This window comes from Bradyrhizobium guangdongense, assembly GCF_006483445.1.
GTDB lineage: Bacteria > Pseudomonadota > Alphaproteobacteria > Rhizobiales > Xanthobacteraceae > Bradyrhizobium > Bradyrhizobium guangdongense_A.
This window is the reverse complement of the sequence record NZ_PPPT01000236.1, coordinates 1-20,455: the sequence shown is the minus strand read 5'-3', so window position 1 is coordinate 20,455 and position 20,455 is coordinate 1. Positions and strand designations below refer to the sequence as shown.

Here is a 20,455-nt window from a genome sequence, read left to right as displayed (position 1 = left end):
CACCGTCGAGACGATCGACCACCTCCTGCGGCGAACGCGACTGGGCGCCGGTGGTGAAGCCGCGAAAGTCGACGAACATCACGGCGACGCGCCTGATGTCGCCGGAAGCGCTCGTGCCCTCCGCCATCAACCGTTCCACCACTTGCGGCGAGACGTGCTGGCCGAACAGATTGGTGACCCGGTCGCGCGCGGTCGCGGCCGCGATGCTCGCGGCAAACTGGCGGCGAAGCTGCGCGCCGACCGCGCCGGCGAGCACGCCGCAGATCAAGATGATCACGCTGCGCACGGCGTGGAGATAGATCTGGGGAAAGCCATCGGGGCTGACGGCGTCATAGATCAGCGCGATGGTGAAAAGCTCGGCCGCCGCCACGAATCCGGTGAAGGTCGAGAGCCAAAAATCGAGCCGCAGCGTCGAGAGGATGATGAAGATGAAATAGATCAGCGGCACCGCGAAGCCGAGCGCCTGGCTCGGCCCCATGCTCCGGATCTGAAGGAACAGGATCACGGTCGGCAGCGAGGTCTCGATCAGCGTGCCGATGTAGCGCTTGACGACCGGCACATCGCTATCGAGCTTCAGATTGCGCCTGATCTGGCTGTGGATCCAGACCTCGAACAGGATGAAGCCGATCAGGATGCCGTAGATCTCGACGAACCCTTCCACGCCCTGCCAGACCCGGTTCACGACGGCGGGATCGATGAGATACATCATCGTGACGAACACGAGCATGACGCAGCCGGTCGCGATCAGCGCTCTGACGCGCAACAGCTCGGTCCGCAGCACCTCACGCGTCAGCTCGCGCTCGAAATCCGCGGACATCGCAGCGTGCAGCCGCGCTTTTCTGCTGGCAAAGCTGACCATCACTCCCCCTTCGCTCCGATTCAGGCTTATCTTGCCTCAATCGAGCGTGCGGCGGAAGCGCATCACGGCGATCGCCATGGCGAACAGCATGAGAGCGGTCAATGCTAGCGAGTCGTAGCCCAGGTTCTGCATGGTCGCCCCTTTCAGCATGATGGCGCGGACGATGCGCAGGTAATGCGTCAGCGGCAGGCCTTCGCCGAGATACTGCGCCCAGACCGGCATGCCCGCGAAGGGGAACATGAAACCGGACAAGAGAATGCTGGGCAGGAAGAACATGAACGACATCTGGATCGCCTGAAGCTGGTTCTGCGCGACGGTGGAGAACGTGTAGCCGATCGCGAGGTTCGCGGCGATGAACAGGGTCGAGAGTGCCGCCAGCAGGAACAGGCTGCCGAGCACCGGCACGCCAAACAGGAAAACCCCGATATTGATGATCAGAAACGCCTGGACGAATCCGACGAGGATGTAGGGAATGATCTTGCCGAGCATCACCTCGACCGGCTTGATCGGCATCGACAGCAGGCTCTCCATCGTGCCACGCTCGATCTCGCGCGTCACCGACAGCGCAGTGAAGATCAGCATGGTCATGGTGAGGATGGTGCCGACGAGGCCCGGCACGATGTTCAGCCGCGACTCCGCGGCCGGATTGTAGCGCGCGTGCGCCCGAATCTCGAACGGCAAGTTCGGCGGATCGCCGATATAGAGATCATGCTGCAAGGCGGTCTGCACCAGCATGCCGAGCGAACCGAGGGCCGAACTTGCGGCAATCGGGTCGGTCGCGTCAGCCGCAACCAGCAGCGCCGGCTTGTCGCCGCGCCGCACCGCGCGCTCGAAGCCGCGCGGGATCTCGACGCCGAACAGCACCTTGCCCGACTTCAGGAGGTTGTCGAACTCATCGACGTCATGGACCTCGCGCGTGAAGCGGAAATAGGCGGTGTTCTCCAGCGCCTTCAGAACGGACCTGGCGAGATCGCTGTCCTCCTGAAGCAGCACGGCGCTCGGCAGATGGTGCGGCGTGGTGTTGATGGCGTAGCCGAACAGCAGGAGCTGCATCACCGGGATCATCACGATCATGGCAAACGACACGCGGTCGCGCCGGAGCTGGATGAATTCCTTCGTCACCATGGCCCACGAGCGCCGCCAGAAGCCGAAGCGGTCGCGGATCTCCCGCCGCTCGCCTGTTGTCCCGATCATGCTCATTGGAAATTGTCCTTCGAGCGGTTCATCAGTTCGATGAAGACGTCTTCGAGCGAGGGATGCGAGGCCTGCCAGTGCAGACCGGCCTTCGCGCGCCACGGCGCGATGCTGGCTTCGAGCGCGGCGACGTCGCGGCCCGAGACGTGCAGCGAGGTGCCGAACGGCGCGACCATGTCGACGCCGGGTTTGCCGGCAAGCTCGGCGGCAAGCCCGTTCAGATCACCCGTGACGGTGTAGGTCGTGAGCGCGGATTTCGCGATCACCTGCTCCACGGTGCCGTGCGCGAGCAGATGGCCGTAGGCGATATAGGCGATCTCGTGGCACCGCTCGGCCTCGTCCATGTAGTGGGTCGAGACCAGCACGGTCAGCCCCTCGGCTGCGAGCGCGTGGATCTCGTTCCAGAAATCGCGCCGGGCCTTGGGATCGACGCCGGCCGTCGGCTCGTCCAGCAGCAGCAGTTGCGGATTCGGCAGCGTGCAGGCGCCAAGCGCCAGGCGCTGCTTCCAGCCGCCGGAGAGCTCGCCCGCGAGCTGCTCCTCGCGGCCGGAGAGTCCGAGCCGCTCGATCATCTCGCGGGCCGCACCGCGGGCGTCTGGCATGCCGTAGAGCCGCGCGACGAATTCGAGGTTCTCGCGCACCGAGAGATCCTGGTAGAGGCTGAAGCGCTGGGTCATGTAGCCGACCTGCCGCTTGATCTTTTCGGCATCCCTGCGGATGTCGTATCCGAGGCAGGTGCCCTCACCGCTATCTGGCGTGAGCAGCCCGCAGAGGATGCGGATCGTCGTGGTCTTTCCCGAGCCGTTGGGGCCGAGGAAGCCGTAGATCGAGCCGCGCTTCACCTGCATCGACAAATCATGCACGACCTCGCGACCGCCGAAGGACTTTGTCAGTCCCTTGACGTCGATCACGATGCCGTTGTTGGTTGCCGTGCCATTCATCACTTGGCCGCCACCGGTGAATTGGCTTCAGGCTTTTTGGGGTCCAGGTAGACGCTGACAGGCTGGCCGACGCGCAGCACATCGGGCCGCGAGGGCCGTGCCTGGATCAAGTAGACAAGCTTGTTCCGCTCATCGAGGCTGTAGATCACCGGCGGGGTATATTCCGCGGTGGTCGCGATGAAATAGATCTTCGCCGAGATGTCGGCCACGCAATTGTCGCAGGTCACCTTCACCTCGTCACCGATCGCAAGCTTTGGCAATTCGGTCTCCGGGACGAAGAAGCGGATCTTCATGTTGCCAGGTGGCATGATCGAGAGCACCGGCCGTTGCGCGGCGACCATCTCGCCCTCACGGAAATAGATCTGCTGAATCTTGCCCGCGACCGGCGCAAAACCCTTCCGCCGCGCCATCCGCGTCTCCGACGTCGCCACGCGCGCCTCGGCGACCCGCAAGCTCGACACGGCGGAGTCGAGATTGGCCTGCGTGCCCGAACCCGTCCTGCTCAGCTGGGCCGCGCGATCATAGGTCTGCTGCGCGTTGGCCAGCGTCGCCTTGTTCTGGTTGAGATCGGCCAACTGGAGATCGTCGTCCACGGAATAGAGGTGATCGCCGACCTTCACAACGTCGCCTTCGCGGATGTTGAGCTTGGTCACGCGACCGGCTTCGTCCGGGCTGACGAAAATCATGTCGGCCTCGACCCAGCCCTGGAAACCGGGATCGCGCTTTTCCTTGCAGCCGGCAAGGCCACCCGCGAGCGCGATCACCAATGCAAGTCCAAATATCCGCGACGACGTCATGTCGTCCTCCGTTCGCCAAAAATCAAATCGAGATGGACGCGCAGCATCGCTTGCGCGTCGAGCGGCGCGTGCCGCTCGAACAGGCTCTGCCAGATCACCGAAATCAAAACCGGCGCGACCAGGATCTGCGGAAATTTTGCCAGGCCCTTCTCGCGGATTTCCCCGCGAGCGATGCCGAGCTCGATCAGCGCGCGCATGCCGGCGATGCCGCGCTGCACGACCTCCCGGTAGTAGAAGTCGGCCACCGCCGGAAAGCGCGGCCCCTCCGCCACGATCAGGCGGACGAGATCGCCGCGCCTGGTGCTGGCAACCTCCCGCAGGAAGGTGCTCGCAAAGACCTCGACGAGGTCGCGCACCGATCCGGCCGGCGGCGGCAGTTTCGTGAGCCGCTCGACCACGGGAACGATGACGAGCCGCACGAGCTCCTCGAACATCGATTCCTTGTCCTTGAAGTGCAGGTAGATCGTGCCCTTGGCGACGCCGGCGCGCTTGGCAATGTCGTCGAGCCGCGTCGCGGCAAAGCCGCGCGCGATGAACTCCTCCAGCGCCGCCTCGATGATGGCCTGACGCCGCTCCGCCGCGCGTGCGGCACGGTTTGAGGACGGCGGCTCGGCCCGTGTGCCGCTCGTCCCGTTCGCCGGCGCCACGACCGTTTTGGTCGGTTTCAATGTCATTCTTAATTCATGACTGACCGGTCAGTCATAGTCAACAGCGCGGCCTTCACATCGGCGCGATCAAACGAATTAGTATTGACTAATGAATTAGCCATTGCTAATTGATTGCCATGACTCAAGTAGCCTCCAACCCCGTGACGACCGTGATGCGCGCCCTTGCCGATCCGACGCGGCGCGCAGTGTTCGAGCGCGTCTTCGACAGCCGGGAGATCACCGTCGCCGAGCTGACGCGCGGCAGCGGCGTCACCCAGGGTGCGATCTCGCAACACCTGAAATCGTTGAAACAGGCGGGGCTCGTCGCCGAACGCGCCGAGGGCCGCAACGTCTATTACCGCGCCGCGCCGCAGGGATTCGAGCCGCTGGTCACCTGGATGGACCATTACGGCGTGTTCTGGCGCGAGCGTTTCCAGAACCTGCGTGACCTCTTGAAGGAGATCGATCCGTGAGTGCAGCCGAGCTGAAATCCGAAACACAGGACATCGTTCTGGACGAGGTCTTCCCTCACGCGACGGCGACGGTCTGGAAGGCGCTGACGAGTGCGCAGCTGATCGGGCGTTGGCTGATGCAGCCGACCGGCTTTGAGGCGACCGAAGGCAAGGATTTTACGTTTCAAATCAAACCGGCCGGCGCCTGGGATGGCGTGATCCGATGCAAGGTGCTGGAGGTCGTGCCGAACCGACGCCTCGCCTACGCCTGGAAGAGCGGCGATGCAGGCAACACAGGCTATGGCGCCCTGCTCGACACCGTCGTCACCTGGACGCTCTCCGCGGTCGAAGCCGGCACGCGTGTGCAATTGGTACATTCGGGCTTCGTGACGCCGAGGAACGATCTGGCCTACCGCAACATGAGCGAGGGCTGGGCAAAAATCCTGCGCCGGCTCGACGAGATCAGCGGCGAACAGTGAGTGGGAGATAGTACGATGGACAAACCCTATACCGGCGGCTGCGCCTGCGGCGCGATCCACTATTCGATCGCCAGTGAGCCGCTGTTTAGCAATCACTGCCAATGCCGGGATTGCCAGCGCGAGAGCGGAGGCGGCCACGGCTCGTACATGACCTTCGCGCGCGCCGGCGTCACGCTGACCGGCAAGGCCAGGACATGGGACATGGTCGGTGACAGCGGCAATGTGAAGACGCGCGGCTTCTGCGCTGAGTGCGGCGTACCGGTCTATCTGACCTTCGCAGCGATGCCCGACATCTTCACCATCCGTGTCGCCAGCCTCGACGATCCCGCCCGCTACAAGCCGCAGGTCGTGACCTACGCGGTGCGCGGCTACGAATGGGATCATCTCGACCCGGCCTTGCAAAAGTTCGAGCGCATGCCGCCGATGTGAGGCGCTAGCCAAAATCCAGCACCATCCGGCCGTCGATCTTGCCGGCCTTCATCCGCTCGAAGACGTCGTTGATCGCGGTGAGCGGGACCTTGGTCACCTCGGCCTTGACCTTGCCGTCGGCCGCGAACGCGATGGCCTCGTCGAGATCGCGCCGCGTGCCGACGATCGAGCCGCGTACGGTGATGCGCTTCAGCACGACGTCGAAAATCGGTGTCGGAAACTCGCCCGGTGGCAGGCCGACAAGGCTGACGGTGCCCTTCCGGCGCACCATCTTCAGCGCCTGCGCAAAGGCGGCGGTCGACACCGCCGTCACCAGCACGCCGTGCGCTCCTCCTCCCGTTGCCGCCAAAACCTTGTCCACGGCGTCGGCCTCCAGCGCATTGACCGCGAGGTCGGCGCCGGTCGCGCGCGCCAGCGCCAGCTTGTCCTCGGCGATATCGACGCCGACGACTTTCAGACCCATCGCCTTGGCGTACTGAATCGCGACATGGCCGAGCCCGCCGACACCTGAGATCGCCACCCACTCGCCGGGCCGCGCGTCCGTCTCCTTCAATCCCTTGTAGGTGGTGACGCCGGCGCACAGGATCGGCGCGACGCCAGCGAAGTCGATCGTCGCGGGTAACTTCGCCGCGAACGCCGCGCGCGCGATGACGTATTCGGCAAAGCCGCCATTCACGCTGTAGCCGGTATTGTGCTGGTGCTCGCACAGCGTCTCCCAGCCGGTCTCGCAGTATTCGCACGCCATGCACGCATCGTGCAGCCAGGCGACCCCGACGGCATCGCCGACTTTCAGATTGGTGACACCAGGACCGAGCTCGGCAACGATGCCGGCCGCCTCATGTCCGGGAATGAAGGGCGGCACCGGCTTCACCGGCCAGTCGCCGGAGGCGGCGTGCAGATCGGTGTGACAGACGCCGCAGGCCTTCACCTTGACCAAGACCTCGCCGGGCCCCGGTTGCGGCACCGGCACCGCCTCGATCACCAGCGGCTTGCCGAACTGCTTGACGATTGCGGCTTTCATGGTTGGCATCTGTCTGCTCCCTTGCACATCGCAGAGCAGATGTAGCGGCCGCCGGCCATTCGCCCTTGATTGGAGTCAAACAGCACAAAGTTTGCGCAAGAGGAACCGCATCGATGACGGATGCGTGACAGCGGCTCGCGTCAGCTATGAAACTTCAAGCCGTCGACGATCTTGTCGATCACCTTGCGCTCGGCGCGCATGGCGATGCCGACGAGATTGAGATCGGTGCGCGCGACCGCCCTCACCGCTTCGCGATTGGCGGCGTCATGCGTGGTCTTGAACATGTCCTCGGTATAGACCGCGGGCGTCACGTTGCGCGTCAGCGCGCGATCGAGCGCACGCGTCAGGGCCGGGCCATCGGCGCCGTAGATCAGGATCGGCTGGCCGATCAGCGACAGATATTTTGTGCCGGAGGCGTCCTCGTAAGCGTCGCCGATGCACGCCGGATAGGCCGAGGCAATGCCGCTGGTGAGAAACGCTGCGACGTTGAGCTTTTGCCAGGCCTGGAGATCGGTGCGGATGACGACGGCGATCTTGGTGTCGAATTGCATGAATATCCTCAACTGTCATTCCGGGGCGCGCCACTTGGCGCGAGCCCGGAATCCATCAGGCCGCACAGTCGGTTGAGAAATGGATTCCGGGCTCGATGCTCCGGGCCCGCGCTCCGCGCGGTACCGTCGCATCGCCCCGGAATGACGGCAACGAGAATCACCCCTTCGCGTCGCAGGCCCAGGCGCGGATCACGCATTCCTTGCCGCCGAATTTGTAGCATTCGCGCGTTGCGGCGTTGAGCGTGCTCGAAATCCGCGGCTTCACGGCATAACCATAGGCGCCGCAGGGGTTGGCGAGATCGACCGCCATCGCCGCACAGGCGCGCTTCATGGTCACGGTCGTGCAATCGCCCTTGCACTGCTTTGCGGCTGCGGCGCGCGCGGCGGCTTCGCCATGAAAATCATAGGCCTGGCCATAGGCTCCGCATTTGCCGACCGCAAAGGCACCGGCGGCATGCGCCTCCGTGGCGTAACGGGCTCCCGTCAAAACAATGGACAGCGCAAAGAAAAACATCGCGCAGCGGCGCGCGACGACGGTCGAAGCCATGGAAATTCCCCTCCCCCGAGGCAGGCGGAGGAGACTCTAAGCGGCGGTCGTTTCTAGATGGTGAACGAGTGGTTGAAATCGGCCAGGATCGTAGGGTGGGTTAGCCCCGCGGCTGCGCGAAGCGCGGTCCGCGCGGCGTAACCCACCACTTCTCCATGCTTGGAAAGAAAAGAGGTGGGTTACGCCCAGCGAACTGCGCTTCGCGCAGTCGCAAGGCTAACCCACCCTACAAGACCGTCATCCCCGCCTTGCAGCTTCCAGCGCCTGCGGCGTGTCGATGTCGAGGAAGGCGCCCTCGCCTTCCACCGGCACCTCGGCCACGACCTCGGCATGCTTGGCGATCAGATGGCGCGCGCCGATGTCGCCATCGAGCGTCATCAACTCGTTGAAGAAACGGCGCGACCACAGCACGGGATTGCCGCGGCGGCCCTCGCTGACGGGCACGACGATGAGACCGCCACGATCGGGCGCAAAGTTGTCGATCATGCGGTCGATCAGATGGGCATCGATCAGCGGCATGTCGCCGAGACAGACGATGGCGCCGTCGCAACTCGAAGGGACCGCGCCGATGCCGGTCTTCACCGAGCTTGCGATGCCACCGGCGAAATCCGCATTGCGGACGAATTTGACGTTCAAACCGCTAAGCGCTTGCTCGACCAGTTCCGCCTGATGGCCGGTGACGACGATCACCTCTGACGCCTTTGAGGCCAGCGCCTGTTCGGTTGCAAGCCGCACCAGTTTCTTGCCGTCGAGCTCGGCTAGCAGCTTGTTCGGCCCGCCCATCCGGGTCGAGCGGCCCGCCGCCAGCACGATCGCCGCGACCTGGCTGTTGCCCTCGATCTCGGGCTTTGCGCGCGGCTGCGGCCGCGTCACGATCTCCATCAGGAGACCGCCGACGCCCATGCCCATCAGTTCGGCGCGCGTCACCTTGATGCCGGCGAGCAGCCGCATCAACACCCAGTCAAAACCGTTTTCGACCGGCGAGCGCGCGCAGCCCGGCGCGCCCAGCACGGGCACGCTGCCGGCGCGGCCGATCAGCAGGAGATTGCCGGGATCGACCGGCATGCCAAAATGCTCGATCGCACCACCGATCTCGGTGATCGCAGCCGGGATCACGTCGCGGCGGTCGGCGATCGCAGACGCACCGAACACGATGACGAGCTCGGCGCCGAGGGCGAGCAATTCCTTGATCGCCGCCGACAGCGCCTTCTCCTCGTGCGCCACGCGGCGCTCGGCGATGATGCTGGCGCCGGCCGGTGCGAGACGCTCCGCGGTGACGCGCAGCGTCTTATCGAGAACCTTGGATGACAGGCCCGGCAGCAGCGTCGAGACCACACCGACGCGCTTGATGACGTAAGGCGCGATTTTCAGCACGTCGCGGCCCGCCGCCTTCACCGCGGCGTCGCGCAAGGCGCCTTCGACGCCGAACGGGATGATCTTGACGGTACCGACCATCTCGCCTTCGACCACCGGCTTGAAGGCCGACAGCGTCGCAAAGGTGATGGCCTCGTCGACATTGTTGATGCGGTCGACCGCGGGGCGGTCGATCACGAGCACGCCGGGGCGCGCCGCAAACAGGTTGGCACGGCCGGTGAAGGCGCGCTCGACATGGATGCCGTCGCCGCCGACGGCCTCCGCAATGCTGGCGGCGGCCGCGTCCTCGGTGACGTCGCCCGCCTCCATCCGCACGACGACGACTTCCTTGATGCCGGCACGCGACAGCGCCTCGACCTCTTCCTGGCCGATCGTCGTGCCCTTCTTCAGCACCAGCGGTCCCTGACGCAGGGTGTGGACGGTTACCCCGCCAATCGCATCCTTGGGACTCGCCGGGCCAAACTTCATGCCGCTTCTTCTTTTTCTTTTGGTGGCAGGCGAAGCACCGCCGTGATCTCGGCCATGATTGCTACCGCGATCTCCGACGGCGAGACTGCGCCGATCGAAAGGCCAATGGGCGCGTGAATGCGTGCGATATCAGAGTCCTTTGCGCCCTGCGCCCGCAACCGGTCTCCGCGTTTGGCGTGCGTCTTCCGCGAGCCGAGCGCCCCGATATAGAAGCAGTTACGCTCGAAGGCATGCAGCAGCGCCGGATCGTCGATTTTTGGATCGTGCGTCACCGCGACGAAGGCGGTGTAGGCATCGACGTTGAGCGGCGGCAGCGCCACGTCGGGCCAGTCGGCGACCAGAGGAATATCCGGGAAACGTTCGGGGCTCGCAAAGGCCGTTCGCGGATCGACAACGGTGACGTCGTAACCGAGCGAGCGCGCCAGCGGTGCCAGCGCCTGGCTGATATGGACCGCGCCGATGATCACGAGCTTTGCGGTCGGCGCGTAGACGTTGAGGAACAGCTTTTTGCCGCCGACTTCGACATTGGCGCTCTTGCCCATACGAAGTTGCTTTTCCAGTTCGGCCCGCAGCGGGTCCTTGGCGAAATCCTGCGCTTTCACCAGGCGCTGCTCGCCGCTCTCGGTGTCGGTGACGAGAATAGCCGGGCGGCGCGCGGCGCGCTCGGCATTGAGTTCGTGCAAAATTGCGAGCTTCACGGCTAGCCGACCTTCTCGACGAAGACCCGGATGGTGCCGCCGCAGGACAGTCCGACATTCCAGGCGGTCTCATCCGCGACGCCGAACTCCAGCATTTTTGGCTTGCCGCTCTGGATCACGTCCATGGCTTCGGTGACCACGGCGCCCTCGACGCAACCGCCGGAGACTGAGCCCAGGAACGTGCCGTCGTCGTTGATCACGAGGCTCGAGCCTGCTGGCCGCGGCGCCGAGCCCCAGGTCTCGACAACGGTTGCCAGCGCGACGCCATGGCCGGCCTTCTGCCAGTCTTCCGCCGCCTTCAGGATGTCCTCGTCGCGATCGAGCATGGCTGGCCTCTCAAGCTGCGGAGCGGATCAGGCTGCGGTGATGCGGCGGCAGCGGCCGGGAGAGCGTGCTGATCAGCTCATGGATCGAACTCAAATTATGCACCGGGCGGAATTCGTCAACGTGCGGCAGCATCATTTTGATGCCCTGCGCCTTGGCCTCGAAGCCGCCGAAGCGCAACAGCGGGTTCAGCCAGATCAGGCGGCGGCAGGAGCGGTGCAGCCGGTCCATCTCGAAAGCGAGCTTGGAATCGGCCTCCCGCTCCAGCCCGTCCGAGATCAGCAGCACGATGGCGCCCTGGCTCAGCACGCGCCGCGCCCACAATTTGTTGAAGTTGTGCAGCGAGGCCGAAATCCGCGTGCCCCCGGCCCAGTCCTCGACCGAGGCCGAGCAGCTCGCCAGCGCCTCGTCCGGATCGCGCTGGCGCAGCGCGCGGGTGACGTTGGTGAGACGGGTGCCGAACAGGAACACCGAGACGCGCTTGCGCGCATCGGTGATAGCGTGGAGAAAGTGCAGGAACAGGCGGGTGTATTCGCTCATCGAGCCGGAGATATCGAGCAGCGCAACGATCGGCGCCGGCTTCTCGATGCGACCGAGGCGATGGATATCGACGATATCGCCGCCGGTGCGAAAGGACGCGCGCAACGTGCGGCGCAGGTCGAGCCTCAGGCCATGCGGATCGCGCTGATGCCGGCGCGTCAAAAGCTCGGCCTGCGGCAGCTTCATCCGCTCGACGGCACGCAGGGCTTCGCTGATCTCGGCCGCGCTCATCTGCGCAAAATCCTTCTTCTGAAGGATTTCCTTGTCGGAGACCGACAGCCGCAGATCCTGCTCCTGCTGCTGCGGCGTCTCCGTCATCTGCGGCTGCGACATCGCCTCCTGGACGCGGCGCGAGGCCGGCGGCGGCTTCTTCTTGGCGTGATCGGGCAGCGGCACCGAATCCAGCAGATGCTTCCACTCCTCGGAAGCGCGGAAGAACAGGTTGAAGGCCTGCTTGAAGATCAGCGCATGCTCATGGCGCTTGACGAAGATCGCCTCCAGCGTCGTGAAGACGTCGGCGCGGCTGCCGATATCGATCACCTGCAGCGCGTTGGCCGCATCGATGACGGAGCCGGGACCCACGGGGAGCCCCGCCGCGCGCAATGCACGGGCGAAGCCGACGAGGTTGTCGGCGAATTGCTCATTTTTTTCAGGCGCAAGGTGATTGATGGCCATCGTCTCGTATCCATCCCCTCGTCATTCCGGGGCGCGCCCTCTTGGGCGCGAGCCCGGAATCCATTGATCCACCGTCTCCGCGGCCCGATGGATTCCGGGTTCGCGCTCACGCGCGCCCCGGAATGACGGCTAGTCGCTCGTCGCGTCCTTGAGCACCTTCTGCAAGGCGTCGCCCTGCATCCGCACGATATCGTCCTGGTACTTGAGCAGCGCGCCCAAGGTGTCGCCGACCACTTGCGGCGTCAGCGAGCGGGCATCGAGCTCAGAGAGCGCGGTGGCCCAGTCGATGGTCTCGGCGACGCCCGGCGATTTGTAGAAATCCTGGTTGCGCAGCGCCTGCACGAAGCGCACGACCTGCTGCGACAGCTTTGCCGAGATGCCGGGCACGCGCGTCTTGACGATCGCGAGCTCGCGCTCGGCGGACGGGTAATCCACCCAGTGGTAGAGACAGCGACGCTTCAGGGCGTCGTGGATCTCGCGGGTGCGGTTGGAGGTGATGATCACGATCGGCGGGTGCGGGGCCTTCACCGTGCCGAATTCGGGGATGGTCACCTGGAAGTCGCTGAGGATTTCCAGGAGATACGCCTCGAAGGCCTCGTCGGCGCGGTCGAGCTCGTCGATCAGCAGCACCGGCGGCCCCGCGACGTCAGGCTCGAGCGCCTGGAGCAGCGGACGCTTGATCAGGAAGCGGTCGGCAAAGATGTCCGAGGAGAGCTGGTCGCGGTCGGTATCGCCGGCGGCTTCCGCCATCCGGATCGCGATCATCTGCGAGGCGCTGTTCCACTCGTACACCGCGGAGGAAACATCGAGCCCCTCGTAGCACTGCAGGCGGATCAGCTTCCGCCCGAGGGCTGCCGACAGCACCTTTGCGATTTCGGTCTTGCCGACGCCGGCCTCGCCTTCGAGGAACAGCGGCCGCCCCATGCGCAGCGACAGATAGGTCACCGTCGCCAGCGACCGCTCGGCGAGATAGCCGCGCGAGGTCAAAAGTTCGAGCATCGCATCGACCGATGCCGGCAGTGCCGCTGCAGTCATGTAAGAGCCAGTCTCGCTACGCCCTCAAGGGGCCGTCATTAGGCCAAGCTAATCCTTGGCGTTGGCGGCGTCGAGGGCACGCTTGGTCAGCACGCCGATGAGGTGCGCGCGGTATTCGGCGCTGCCGTGGATGTCGCTGTTGAGGCCCTCCGCCGGCACGTTGATGCCGTCGAGTACCTTCGAGGAGAAGCGCTTCTTCAGGGCTTCCTCGAACGCGGTGACGCGGAACACGCCTTCCGAACCCGCACCGGTGACCGCCACGCGCACGTCGGACGGACGCCGCGCCACGAACACACCGACCAGCGCGTAGCGCGAGGCCTGGTTGCGGAACTTGATGTAGGCGGCCTTCTTCGGCAGCGGGAACATCACCTTGGTGATGATCTCATCGGGCTCGAGCGCGGTCGTGAACAGGCCCTGGAAATATTCTTCGGCCTTGAGGCGGCGCTTGTTGGTGACGATGGTCGCGCCCAGCGCGAGCACGGCCGCCGGATAGTCCGCGGTCGGGTCGTTGTTGGCGAGCGAGCCGCCGATCGTGCCCTTGTGGCGCACGGCGGGATCGCCGATCTGGCTGGCGAGATCGGCCAGCGCAGGGATCGCCTCGCCGACGATGGCGGAGTTCGCGACTTCTGCATGTTTTGCGGTCGCGCCGATGACGAGCGAGCGGCCCTTCATCTCGATCGTATCGAGGCCTTCGATGTGGGAGAGATCGACCAGATGCGGCGGGCTTGCGAGGCGCTGCTTCATGACCGGGATCAGCGTGTGGCCGCCGGCGATCACCTTGGCGTCCTCGTTCTTCACCAGGAGATTGGCGGCCTGCCGCACGGTCGCAGGGCGATGATATTTGAATTCGTACATCTTGGATTTCCTGATCGCGGGAGGCGCGAGAGTATCGGATTACGCGAGATCGGATTTCGCCATCGCCTTCGCGCCGGCGGAAATCGAGGCCACGATGTTCTGGTAGCCGGTGCAGCGGCAGAGATTGCCTTCCAGCTCCTCGCGAATGGTGTGGTCGTCGAGCTCGTTGCCCTTGCGGTGCACGATGTCGATCGCGGTCATGATCATGCCCGGCGTGCAGAAGCCGCACTGCAGGCCATGGTGCTCGCGAAAAGCTTCCTGCATCGGGTGCAGCGGCGCGCCGTCGGCGGCCAGGCCCTCGATGGTCTTGACCTCATGGCCATCGGCCATCACGGCGAGCGTGGTACAGGATTTCACGGCCTTGCCGTCCAGATGCACGACGCAGGCGCCGCACTGCGAGGTGTCGCAGCCGACATGGGTCCCGGTCAACCGCAGATTCTCGCGCAGGAACTGCACCAGCAGGGTACGCGGATCGACGTTAGCGTTGACGGGATTGCCGTTCACAATAAGGGAGATTTTGGCCATCAGGACTCTCTGTCAGCACCCCGCCGTGGCCGGCGAAGCGGTTTCTTATAGTTATTCCAACCCATCATATGGGCCATTGTGCCAAGGGGCAACATTGCCCGATATGCAGGCAGTTATGACTTAAGGCGCAGGGCAGGCCTCGTGGCTAGCCCTGTACCGCCTTGGCAAAATTCGCAAAAAATTCGTCGGCGAGCTTCTTGGCGGTGCCGTTGATCAGGCGCTGGCCGAGCTGCGCCAACTTGCCGCCGATCTGGGCCTCGACGTCGTAGGCGAGCAGCGTGCCGCCGTCCTTCTCGGAGAGCTTCACGACCGCACCGCCCTTGGCGAAGCCGGCCACCCCGCCCTCGCCTTCGCCCGAGATCTTGTAGCCGTTCGGCGGGTCGAGATCAGACAGTGTCACCTTGCCCTTGAAGCGCGCGGACACCGGGCCGACCTTCATCTTGGCGACCGCACGGAAGCCGCCATCGTCGGTCCGCTCCAGCTCCTCGCAGCCGGGGATGCAGGCCTTCAGCACCTCGGGATCGTTGAGCTTGGCCCACACGGCCTCGCGCGGCGCCGCGAGCTGGACTTCGCCGTTCATCGTCATGGCCATGGGGTGCCTCCGCAGATCGCCTTGCTCAGGGGTGCTCAAGTAACGCACGCGCGCGGCAAAAGGAAGGGCGCCTCCGGATCACGTGCAATGCATATTCGCAGCCGCGAAAGGCTTGCAGCGCCGCCTGGCGATCTGGCAGGCGCGGCCGGACATTGCCCCTCCCTTGCCGGCACTCCATGATCGCGACCGATTCGGTTCGCCAGCCGCGAGAGGACGTCCCATGCCCATGATCGATGCCGACGGCTGCCTGCTCAACGTCTCCGTCGAGGGCCGTGACGGCGGGCCGACCCTCATGCTCTCCAACTCGCTGGGCGCGACGCTGCAGATGTGGGAGCCGCAGATGAAGGCGCTGACGCAGGTCTTCCGCGTCATCCGCTACGACCGCCGCGGCCATGGCAAGTCGCAGGTCCCGCCCGGCCCCTATTCGATGGAGCGGTTCGGCCGCGACGTGCTCGCGATCCTCGACGACCTCAACATCGAGAAGGTGCATTGGTGCGGGCTGTCGATGGGCGGCATGGTCGGGCAATGGCTGGGCGCCAACGCGCCGGAGCGGTTCGGCAAGCTCATCCTCGCCAACACTGCCTGCCACTATCCCGACCCCACGCGATGGCTGGAGCGCATCAAGGCGGTCAGGGACGGCGGCATGGCGGCCGTTGCTGATACGGTGATATCAGGCTGGCTGACCCAGGACTTTCGCGACCGCGAGCCAGAGATCACCGCGAGGATGAAGACAATGATGCTGGCGACGCCGGTCGCAGGCTACATCGCCTGCTGCGAGGCGCTGTCGACGCTCGACCAGCGCGAGCTGTTACCGAAGATCAAAAGCCCGACGCTCGTGATCACCGGCCGTCACGACATGTCGACGCCGATCTCGGCCGGCGAGTACATCCGCTCGCGCATTCCCGGCGCGAGCATGACCATCCTCGACGCCGCCCATGTCTCGAATGTCGAGCAACCGCATGCGTTTACCGATGCGGTGGTGGGCTTTTTGACCCAGCGCTAAATACAAGCGTTGAAAACAACCCCATGCACAGTAGCCGGCGCGCGGCCGGCAACTTGCGCGTTTTCCGAAGTTTTGCCTGACATATCAGGCAGATCGGGCTGCCGGGATCGCAGCAGGTAGCGCCGCCGGCTCCGCGGCAATTGCGGGCCTCGTTTGGGCCGGCCGCTCGACCACCAGCACCACCGCCGCACCCAGCAGCAACAAGAGTTCGGTCGCATGCAGCCTCAGGGCGGCCATCTCGCCGACCTTCGAGGCCATCACCATGCTGGCAAAGGAGATCAGGCTGCCGATCGCGAGCGCAATGCCGAGCGCCTCGTTGCTGGCGCCGGACTTGCGGGTCCGGGGGATGGCGAACAGGGCCAGCGAAATGGCGAAGAAGGCCACGACGGTCAGCCGGCCCAGCGCCAGCAGCCAGGCGGCGCGAACCGTGTCCATGCCGGACATCTGGAGGTGATCGCTGATATAGAGCGCCACCGCGACACTCGGCCGCTCAAAAATGCCATGCACCGGAGCGACCATGATGTTGAAGGCCACCAGCGTCCAGGCCGGAATGAAATAGGCCGCCAGCACCACGCCGTTGACCGAACCGATCCGCCAGTTTCCAAACATTTGCCGCTTCCCGCTTCGTTATCCCGCGGCGCGTTCCAATGTTGCGCCGGCGGATTTGGCGGGCAGCTAACTCCTGACAAGTTCGAGCGGCAATTTAAACTCCCTGTTTACCTTAACCCCTGTGGACAAGCCCCGGTATGCGCACGAAAAAGCCCCGCCTTTCGGCGGGGCCTGCTCTCGCTCGTTCTCTCCACTGACGCGGTGAGATACTAGCGCTTGTCCTGATTGTGCTGGCCGCCCTGCTGGCCGGGCTTGTCACCCTGACGCGACGGGTCCTGCTGCTGCTGGCCAGGCTTCTGGCCACCCTGCTGCTGACCCGGCTTCTGGCCCGGGTTCTGATTTTGCTGGCCCGGGTTCTGGTTCTGGTTCGACATCGGGATACTCCCATGTTGCTAGTCGGGACCGGACCAACAGCCGGGACTCGAATTGGTTGCTCAGGAACAGGGTTCCTCGCTCCGGGGGGAACCGAGGTCCGAAAACTAAACCCTGCACAAGCCTTTATGACGCGTGCCACCTGTTGCCGCCGCCAGTTCCCTCCTGTTACAAAAACCGGATGACGCGCTGCGTACGGGCTGCCGGGGCCCAAAACTCCCTTGATGCGCGTCAGGTTTGGTAGCGGCAGCCCATGGACCATTTCGACTACTTTGCCCAGCAGCTCATCAACGGCCTCGTCCTCGGCTCGATCTACGGCCTGATCGCCATCGGCTACACCATGGTCTATGGCATCGTCGGCATGATCAATTTCGCCCATGGCGACATCTTCATGATCGGCGGCTTCATCGCGCTGATCACGTTCCTGATCCTGGTCTCGATCGGCCTCACCACCGTTCCTGTGATCCTGCTGATCGTGCTCCTGGTCTCGATGGCGATCACCGCGCTCTATGGCTGGACCGTCGAGCGCATCGCCTATAGGCCGCTGCGCCACTCTTTCCGTCTCGCGCCGATGCTGTCGGCGATCGGCATGTCCTTCGTGCTGACGAATTACTCGCAAGTGGCGCAGGGCGCCCGCGTCAAGCCGATCCCGCCGCTCATCACCGGCGGCCATACGCTGCATGAGAGCGCGGACGGGTTTGTGATCCAGCTCTCCAATATCCAGATCGTTGTCGTCATCACCACCATCGTGCTGCTGGCGGTCTTCACCTGGCTGGTGTCGCGGACGCGGCTCGGGCGCGACATGCGCGCCTGCGAGCAGGACCAGACCATGGCGGCGCTGCTCGGCGTCGACGTCGACCGCACCATCTCCATGACCTTCGTGATCGGCGCAGCGCTCGCCGCGGTCGCCGGCCTGATGTACCTGCTCTATTACGGCCTGGTCGATTTCTTCATGGGGTTCGTGGCCGGCATCAAGGCGTTTACGGCGGCGGTGCTCGGCGGCATCGGCTCGCTGCCGGGCGCGATGCTCGGCGGGCTCGCCATCGGCCTGATCGAGACGTTCTGGTCGGCCTACTTCTCGGTCGAGTACAAGGACGTCGCGGCGTTCTCGATCCTGATCGTGGTCCTGATCTTCATGCCGACCGGCCTGCTCGGCCGCCCCGAAGTCGAAAAAGTCTGACGGGCCCCGCGTGACAGTTCTCCCGCACGACACCGCTCCGAAAAGTCGCACCGCCGGCATTCCCTTCATTCTGAAAAAAGCCTTCCTCAGCGCCCTCGTCGCGCTCGTGCTGTTCTCGCTGATGATCGGCATCCGCACCGAGGCAGGCCAGGACGGACAGCTCACCTACTGGACGCGGTTCGGCGAGCTTGCCTCGCTGGTCGGCGCCGTGTTCGGCGGCTCGATCGTCATCGAACTGTTGCGGCAATGGATCGGTCCCACCGGCGCAGAGAAACTGGTGCCTGCCGCCGTGCAGAACGGCGTGTCGTTCATCGGGCGCTATGTGGCGCCTGCGCTGCTGATCTTCACTTTCCTGGTGCCGGTCATCTTCTACGACCAGCGTTACATTCTCGACCTCGGCATCCTCGTGCTCACCTATGTAATGCTTGGCTGGGGCCTTAACGTCGTGGTCGGGCTCGCAGGCCTGCTCGACCTCGGCTACGTCGCCTTCTATGCGGTCGGCGCCTATTCCTACGCGCTGCTCGCAACCAATTTCGGCTTGTCGTTCTGGATCTGCCTGCCGCTCGCCGGCATCCTCGCCGCCTTCTGGGGCGTGCTGCTCGGCTTCCCCGTGCTGCGGCTGCGCGGCGACTATCTCGCCATCGTGACGCTCGCCTTCGGCGAGATCATCCGCCTCGTCATCATCAACTGGCAGGATCTGACCGGCGGCCCGAACGGCGTCTCCGGCATCCCGCGGCCGACCTTGTTCGGCATTCCGCTCGACAACAGCGACGACGGGCTCGCTGCAAAGCTCGGCATCGAGTACTCGCCGACCCACCGCATCGTCTTCCTGTTCTATCTGATCCTGGCGCTGGCGCTCCTCACCAACTGGGTGACGATCCGGCTGCGGCGCCTGCCGATCGGCCGCGCCTGGGAAGCGCTGCGCGAGGACGAGGTCGCCTGCCGCGCGCTCGGCATCAACACCACGACAACGAAACTCACGGCGTTCGCGACGGGTGCGATGTTCGGGGGCTTCGCCGGCGCGTTCTTTGCGACACGCCAGGGCTTCATCAGCCCGGAATCCTTCACCTTCCAGGAATCGGCGCTGGTGCTCGCCATCGTCGTGCTCGGCGGCATGGGCTCGCAGCTTGGCGTTGCGCTTGCGGCGCTGACCATGATCGGCGGCTTCGAGCTGTTCCGGGGCCTCGAGCACTACCGCATGCTGGTGTTCGGCATGGCCATGGTGCTGATCATGATCTGGCGGCCGCGCGGCCTGATCGGCCACCGCGCACCCACCGTGTACCTGAAGAAGGCACAGGCGATCTCCTCCGACCTCGTGAAGGAGGGCCACGGATGAGCGCCGCAAAGATCCTCGACGTCAACGGGCTGACCATGCGCTTCGGCGGCATCGTCGCCGTGCAGGAGCTGTCGTTCTCGGCCGAACCGCGCAAGATCACGGCGTTGATCGGCCCGAACGGCGCCGGCAAGACCACCGTCTTCAACTGCATCACCGGCTTCTACAAGCCGACCGGCGGCACCATCCGCCTCACCCATGACGACGGCAAAGAGATCGCGCTCGAGCGGCTCAACGATTTCCGCATCGCCAAGCAGGCCAAGGTCGCCCGCACCTTCCAGAACATCCGCCTGTTTCCAGGCATGACCGTGCTGGAGAACCTGATGGTGGCCCAGCACAACATGCTGATGCGCGCCTCCGGCCTCACCTTTCTCGGTCTGATCGGCGCGGCGTCCTATCGCGACGCCGAGAAGCGCGCGATCGATCTCGCCGCCGACTGGCTCAAGCGCGTCGGCCTACTCGACCGCGCCGATGATGCCGCCGGCAACCTCGCCTATGGCGATCAGCGCCGGCTCGAAATTGCCCGCGCGATGTGCACCGAGCCTGCATTATTGTGCCTCGACGAGCCCGCGGCCGGCCTCAACGCGCGCGAGAGCGCGTCCCTGAGCGAGCTCCTGCTCTCGATCCGCGGCGACCGGGGTACGTCCATCTTGTTGATCGAGCATGACATGTCGGTCGTGATGGAGATCTCCGACCACATCGTGGTGATGGACCACGGCGTCAAGATCTCCGAAGGCTCGCCGCGCGAAGTCCGCGACGACCCCAAGGTGATCGCGGCCTATCTCGGCGCCGACGAAGAGGAAGCGATCGCCGTGATGGAGAGCGGGTCGTGACGGCGACGCGCAGCAAATCCACCTCCCCCTGGAAGGCATGGCAATCACATGCGCTGACCGCGATGGTTCGAGATGCAAGCGACACAGACTCGTCATGCCCGGGCTTGTCCCGGGCATCCACG

Annotated in this window: 25 protein-coding genes; 7 read left to right on the top strand and 18 right to left on the bottom strand. The window is 64.7% G+C overall.

Annotation, left to right across the window (positions count from 1 at the left end):
* The 5 genes from C2U70_RS29435 to C2U70_RS29415 form a co-directional block, all read right to left on the bottom strand.
* The coding region (locus C2U70_RS29435; RefSeq protein WP_140982139.1) for an adenylate/guanylate cyclase domain-containing protein at positions 1-859 on the bottom strand (859 nt) is incomplete at its 3' end.
* Between the two features lie 36 nt (positions 860-895).
* Positions 896-2,053: an ABC transporter permease gene (locus tag C2U70_RS29430; RefSeq protein ID WP_186294552.1), complete on the bottom strand. Its 1,158-nt coding sequence runs from the start codon at positions 2,051-2,053 to the stop codon at positions 896-898.
* A 2-nt stretch (positions 2,054-2,055) separates the two neighbouring features.
* A complete protein-coding gene (locus C2U70_RS29425) occupies positions 2,056-2,994 on the bottom strand; it encodes an ABC transporter ATP-binding protein (RefSeq protein WP_140982137.1) in 939 nt (312 codons plus the stop codon).
* A complete protein-coding gene (locus C2U70_RS29420) occupies positions 2,994-3,791 on the bottom strand; it encodes an HlyD family secretion protein (protein WP_140982136.1) in 798 nt (265 codons plus the stop codon). Before C2U70_RS29420 ends, C2U70_RS29425 begins: the two co-directional genes overlap by 1 nt.
* A complete protein-coding gene (locus C2U70_RS29415) occupies positions 3,788-4,465 on the bottom strand; it encodes a TetR/AcrR family transcriptional regulator (protein WP_140982135.1) in 678 nt (225 codons plus the stop codon). The genes C2U70_RS29420 and C2U70_RS29415 overlap by 4 nt, the downstream gene beginning before the upstream one ends.
* 110 nt (positions 4,466-4,575) lie before the next feature.
* On the opposite strand from C2U70_RS29415, the gene C2U70_RS29410 reads away from it, so the two are divergent.
* From C2U70_RS29410 to C2U70_RS29400, 3 genes are read left to right on the top strand one after another with little or no spacing between them, the layout of a single operon-like run.
* Positions 4,576-4,911 carry an ArsR/SmtB family transcription factor gene (locus C2U70_RS29410; protein WP_140982134.1) on the top strand — a complete coding sequence of 112 codons (336 nt, stop codon included), beginning with the start codon at positions 4,576-4,578 and terminating at the stop codon, positions 4,909-4,911.
* Entirely contained in the window at positions 4,908-5,369 is a 462-nt protein-coding gene (locus tag C2U70_RS29405; RefSeq protein WP_140982133.1) for an SRPBCC family protein, read from the top strand. Before C2U70_RS29410 ends, C2U70_RS29405 begins: the two co-directional genes overlap by 4 nt.
* A gap of 15 nt (positions 5,370-5,384) precedes the next feature.
* Entirely contained in the window at positions 5,385-5,798 is a 414-nt protein-coding gene (locus C2U70_RS29400) for a GFA family protein (protein WP_140982132.1), read from the top strand.
* 4 nt (positions 5,799-5,802) lie between these two features.
* On the opposite strand, the gene adhP is transcribed toward C2U70_RS29400, so the two are convergent.
* The 11 genes from adhP to C2U70_RS29345 form a co-directional block, all read right to left on the bottom strand.
* Entirely contained in the window at positions 5,803-6,828 is a 1,026-nt protein-coding gene (gene adhP, locus C2U70_RS29395; RefSeq protein WP_140982131.1) for an alcohol dehydrogenase AdhP, read from the bottom strand.
* Positions 6,829-6,959: 131 nt separating this feature from the next.
* A complete protein-coding gene (locus C2U70_RS29390; RefSeq protein WP_140982130.1) occupies positions 6,960-7,370 on the bottom strand; it encodes a DUF2000 family protein in 411 nt (136 codons plus the stop codon).
* A 157-nt stretch (positions 7,371-7,527) separates the two neighbouring features.
* A complete protein-coding gene (locus C2U70_RS29385) occupies positions 7,528-7,917 on the bottom strand; it encodes a DUF4189 domain-containing protein (protein WP_140982129.1) in 390 nt (129 codons plus the stop codon).
* A 237-nt stretch (positions 7,918-8,154) separates the two neighbouring features.
* Entirely contained in the window at positions 8,155-9,759 is a 1,605-nt protein-coding gene (locus C2U70_RS29380; protein WP_140982128.1) for an NTP transferase domain-containing protein, read from the bottom strand.
* A complete protein-coding gene (locus C2U70_RS29375; RefSeq protein WP_140982127.1) occupies positions 9,756-10,457 on the bottom strand; it encodes an XdhC family protein in 702 nt (233 codons plus the stop codon). The genes C2U70_RS29380 and C2U70_RS29375 overlap by 4 nt, the downstream gene beginning before the upstream one ends.
* Before the next feature lie 2 nt (positions 10,458-10,459).
* Positions 10,460-10,783: an XdhC family protein gene (locus C2U70_RS29370; protein ID WP_140982126.1), complete on the bottom strand. Its 324-nt coding sequence runs from the start codon at positions 10,781-10,783 to the stop codon at positions 10,460-10,462.
* A gap of 10 nt (positions 10,784-10,793) precedes the next feature.
* Positions 10,794-11,996 carry a vWA domain-containing protein gene (locus tag C2U70_RS29365; RefSeq protein ID WP_140982125.1) on the bottom strand — a complete coding sequence of 401 codons (1,203 nt, stop codon included), beginning with the start codon at positions 11,994-11,996 and terminating at the stop codon, positions 10,794-10,796.
* Positions 11,997-12,125: 129 nt separating this feature from the next.
* Positions 12,126-13,031, bottom strand: coding sequence for an AAA family ATPase (locus C2U70_RS29360; RefSeq protein WP_140982124.1), 906 nt, complete (start codon positions 13,029-13,031; stop codon positions 12,126-12,128).
* A gap of 48 nt (positions 13,032-13,079) precedes the next feature.
* Complete coding sequence (locus tag C2U70_RS29355; protein ID WP_140982123.1) at positions 13,080-13,886, bottom strand: FAD binding domain-containing protein; 807 nt, start codon at positions 13,884-13,886, stop codon at positions 13,080-13,082.
* Between the two features lie 39 nt (positions 13,887-13,925).
* The gene (locus tag C2U70_RS29350) at positions 13,926-14,411 is read right to left on the bottom strand and encodes a (2Fe-2S)-binding protein (RefSeq protein ID WP_140982122.1); all 486 of its coding nucleotides are present in this window, start codon (positions 14,409-14,411) and stop codon (positions 13,926-13,928) included.
* 145 nt (positions 14,412-14,556) lie between these two features.
* Positions 14,557-15,003 carry a CoxG family protein gene (locus C2U70_RS29345; RefSeq protein ID WP_140982121.1) on the bottom strand — a complete coding sequence of 149 codons (447 nt, stop codon included), beginning with the start codon at positions 15,001-15,003 and terminating at the stop codon, positions 14,557-14,559.
* A gap of 220 nt (positions 15,004-15,223) precedes the next feature.
* Here C2U70_RS29345 and pcaD point away from each other — a divergent pair, with 220 nt between their 5' ends.
* Positions 15,224-16,006, top strand: coding sequence for a 3-oxoadipate enol-lactonase (gene pcaD, locus C2U70_RS29340; RefSeq protein WP_140982120.1), 783 nt, complete (start codon positions 15,224-15,226; stop codon positions 16,004-16,006).
* An 84-nt stretch (positions 16,007-16,090) separates the two neighbouring features.
* Here the strand turns inward: pcaD and C2U70_RS29335 are convergent, their stop codons facing one another.
* Both C2U70_RS29335 and C2U70_RS33260 read right to left on the bottom strand, forming a co-directional pair.
* Positions 16,091-16,615, bottom strand: a complete 525-nt coding sequence (locus C2U70_RS29335) for a hypothetical protein (protein ID WP_140982119.1) — start codon at positions 16,613-16,615, stop codon at positions 16,091-16,093.
* A gap of 209 nt (positions 16,616-16,824) precedes the next feature.
* Positions 16,825-16,989: a hypothetical protein gene (locus tag C2U70_RS33260; RefSeq protein ID WP_186294550.1), complete on the bottom strand. Its 165-nt coding sequence runs from the start codon at positions 16,987-16,989 to the stop codon at positions 16,825-16,827.
* Positions 16,990-17,240: 251 nt separating this feature from the next.
* Here C2U70_RS33260 and C2U70_RS29330 point away from each other — a divergent pair, with 251 nt between their 5' ends.
* The 3 genes from C2U70_RS29330 to C2U70_RS29320 are packed head-to-tail and all read left to right on the top strand — an operon-like array spanning position 17,241 to position 20,333.
* Entirely contained in the window at positions 17,241-18,167 is a 927-nt protein-coding gene (locus C2U70_RS29330) for an ABC transporter permease subunit (protein ID WP_140982118.1), read from the top strand.
* 10 nt (positions 18,168-18,177) lie between these two features.
* Positions 18,178-19,503, top strand: coding sequence for a high-affinity branched-chain amino acid ABC transporter permease LivM (gene livM, locus C2U70_RS29325; RefSeq protein ID WP_140982117.1), 1,326 nt, complete (start codon positions 18,178-18,180; stop codon positions 19,501-19,503).
* A complete protein-coding gene (locus C2U70_RS29320; protein ID WP_140982116.1) occupies positions 19,500-20,333 on the top strand; it encodes an ABC transporter ATP-binding protein in 834 nt (277 codons plus the stop codon). The genes livM and C2U70_RS29320 overlap by 4 nt, the downstream gene beginning before the upstream one ends.
* The last annotated feature ends 122 nt before the right edge of the window (positions 20,334-20,455 follow it).

Coding starts and splice junctions, on each gene's coding strand:
- C2U70_RS29430 (WP_186294552.1), bottom strand. CDS start 2,053: ATGATCGGGACAACAGGCGAGCGGCGGGAGATCCGCGACCGCTTCGGC.
- C2U70_RS29425 (WP_140982137.1), bottom strand. CDS start 2,994: ATGAATGGCACGGCAACCAACAACGGCATCGTGATCGACGTCAAGGGA.
- C2U70_RS29420 (WP_140982136.1), bottom strand. CDS start 3,791: ATGACGTCGTCGCGGATATTTGGACTTGCATTGGTGATCGCGCTCGCG.
- C2U70_RS29415 (WP_140982135.1), bottom strand. CDS start 4,465: ATGACATTGAAACCGACCAAAACGGTCGTGGCGCCGGCGAACGGGACG.
- C2U70_RS29410 (WP_140982134.1), top strand. CDS start 4,576: ATGACTCAAGTAGCCTCCAACCCCGTGACGACCGTGATGCGCGCCCTT.
- C2U70_RS29400 (WP_140982132.1), top strand. CDS start 5,385: ATGGACAAACCCTATACCGGCGGCTGCGCCTGCGGCGCGATCCACTAT.
- adhP (WP_140982131.1), bottom strand. CDS start 6,828: ATGCCAACCATGAAAGCCGCAATCGTCAAGCAGTTCGGCAAGCCGCTG.
- C2U70_RS29390 (WP_140982130.1), bottom strand. CDS start 7,370: ATGCAATTCGACACCAAGATCGCCGTCGTCATCCGCACCGATCTCCAG.
- C2U70_RS29385 (WP_140982129.1), bottom strand. CDS start 7,917: ATGGCTTCGACCGTCGTCGCGCGCCGCTGCGCGATGTTTTTCTTTGCG.
- C2U70_RS29380 (WP_140982128.1), bottom strand. CDS start 9,759: ATGAAGTTTGGCCCGGCGAGTCCCAAGGATGCGATTGGCGGGGTAACC.
- C2U70_RS29370 (WP_140982126.1), bottom strand. CDS start 10,783: ATGCTCGATCGCGACGAGGACATCCTGAAGGCGGCGGAAGACTGGCAG.
- C2U70_RS29365 (WP_140982125.1), bottom strand. CDS start 11,996: ATGGCCATCAATCACCTTGCGCCTGAAAAAAATGAGCAATTCGCCGAC.
- C2U70_RS29360 (WP_140982124.1), bottom strand. CDS start 13,031: ATGACTGCAGCGGCACTGCCGGCATCGGTCGATGCGATGCTCGAACTT.
- C2U70_RS29355 (WP_140982123.1), bottom strand. CDS start 13,886: ATGTACGAATTCAAATATCATCGCCCTGCGACCGTGCGGCAGGCCGCC.
- C2U70_RS29350 (WP_140982122.1), bottom strand. CDS start 14,411: ATGGCCAAAATCTCCCTTATTGTGAACGGCAATCCCGTCAACGCTAAC.
- C2U70_RS29345 (WP_140982121.1), bottom strand. CDS start 15,003: ATGGCCATGACGATGAACGGCGAAGTCCAGCTCGCGGCGCCGCGCGAG.
- pcaD (WP_140982120.1), top strand. CDS start 15,224: ATGCCCATGATCGATGCCGACGGCTGCCTGCTCAACGTCTCCGTCGAG.
- C2U70_RS29335 (WP_140982119.1), bottom strand. CDS start 16,615: ATGTTTGGAAACTGGCGGATCGGTTCGGTCAACGGCGTGGTGCTGGCG.
- C2U70_RS33260 (WP_186294550.1), bottom strand. CDS start 16,989: ATGTCGAACCAGAACCAGAACCCGGGCCAGCAAAATCAGAACCCGGGC.
- C2U70_RS29330 (WP_140982118.1), top strand. CDS start 17,241: ATGGACCATTTCGACTACTTTGCCCAGCAGCTCATCAACGGCCTCGTC.
- C2U70_RS29320 (WP_140982116.1), top strand. CDS start 19,500: ATGAGCGCCGCAAAGATCCTCGACGTCAACGGGCTGACCATGCGCTTC.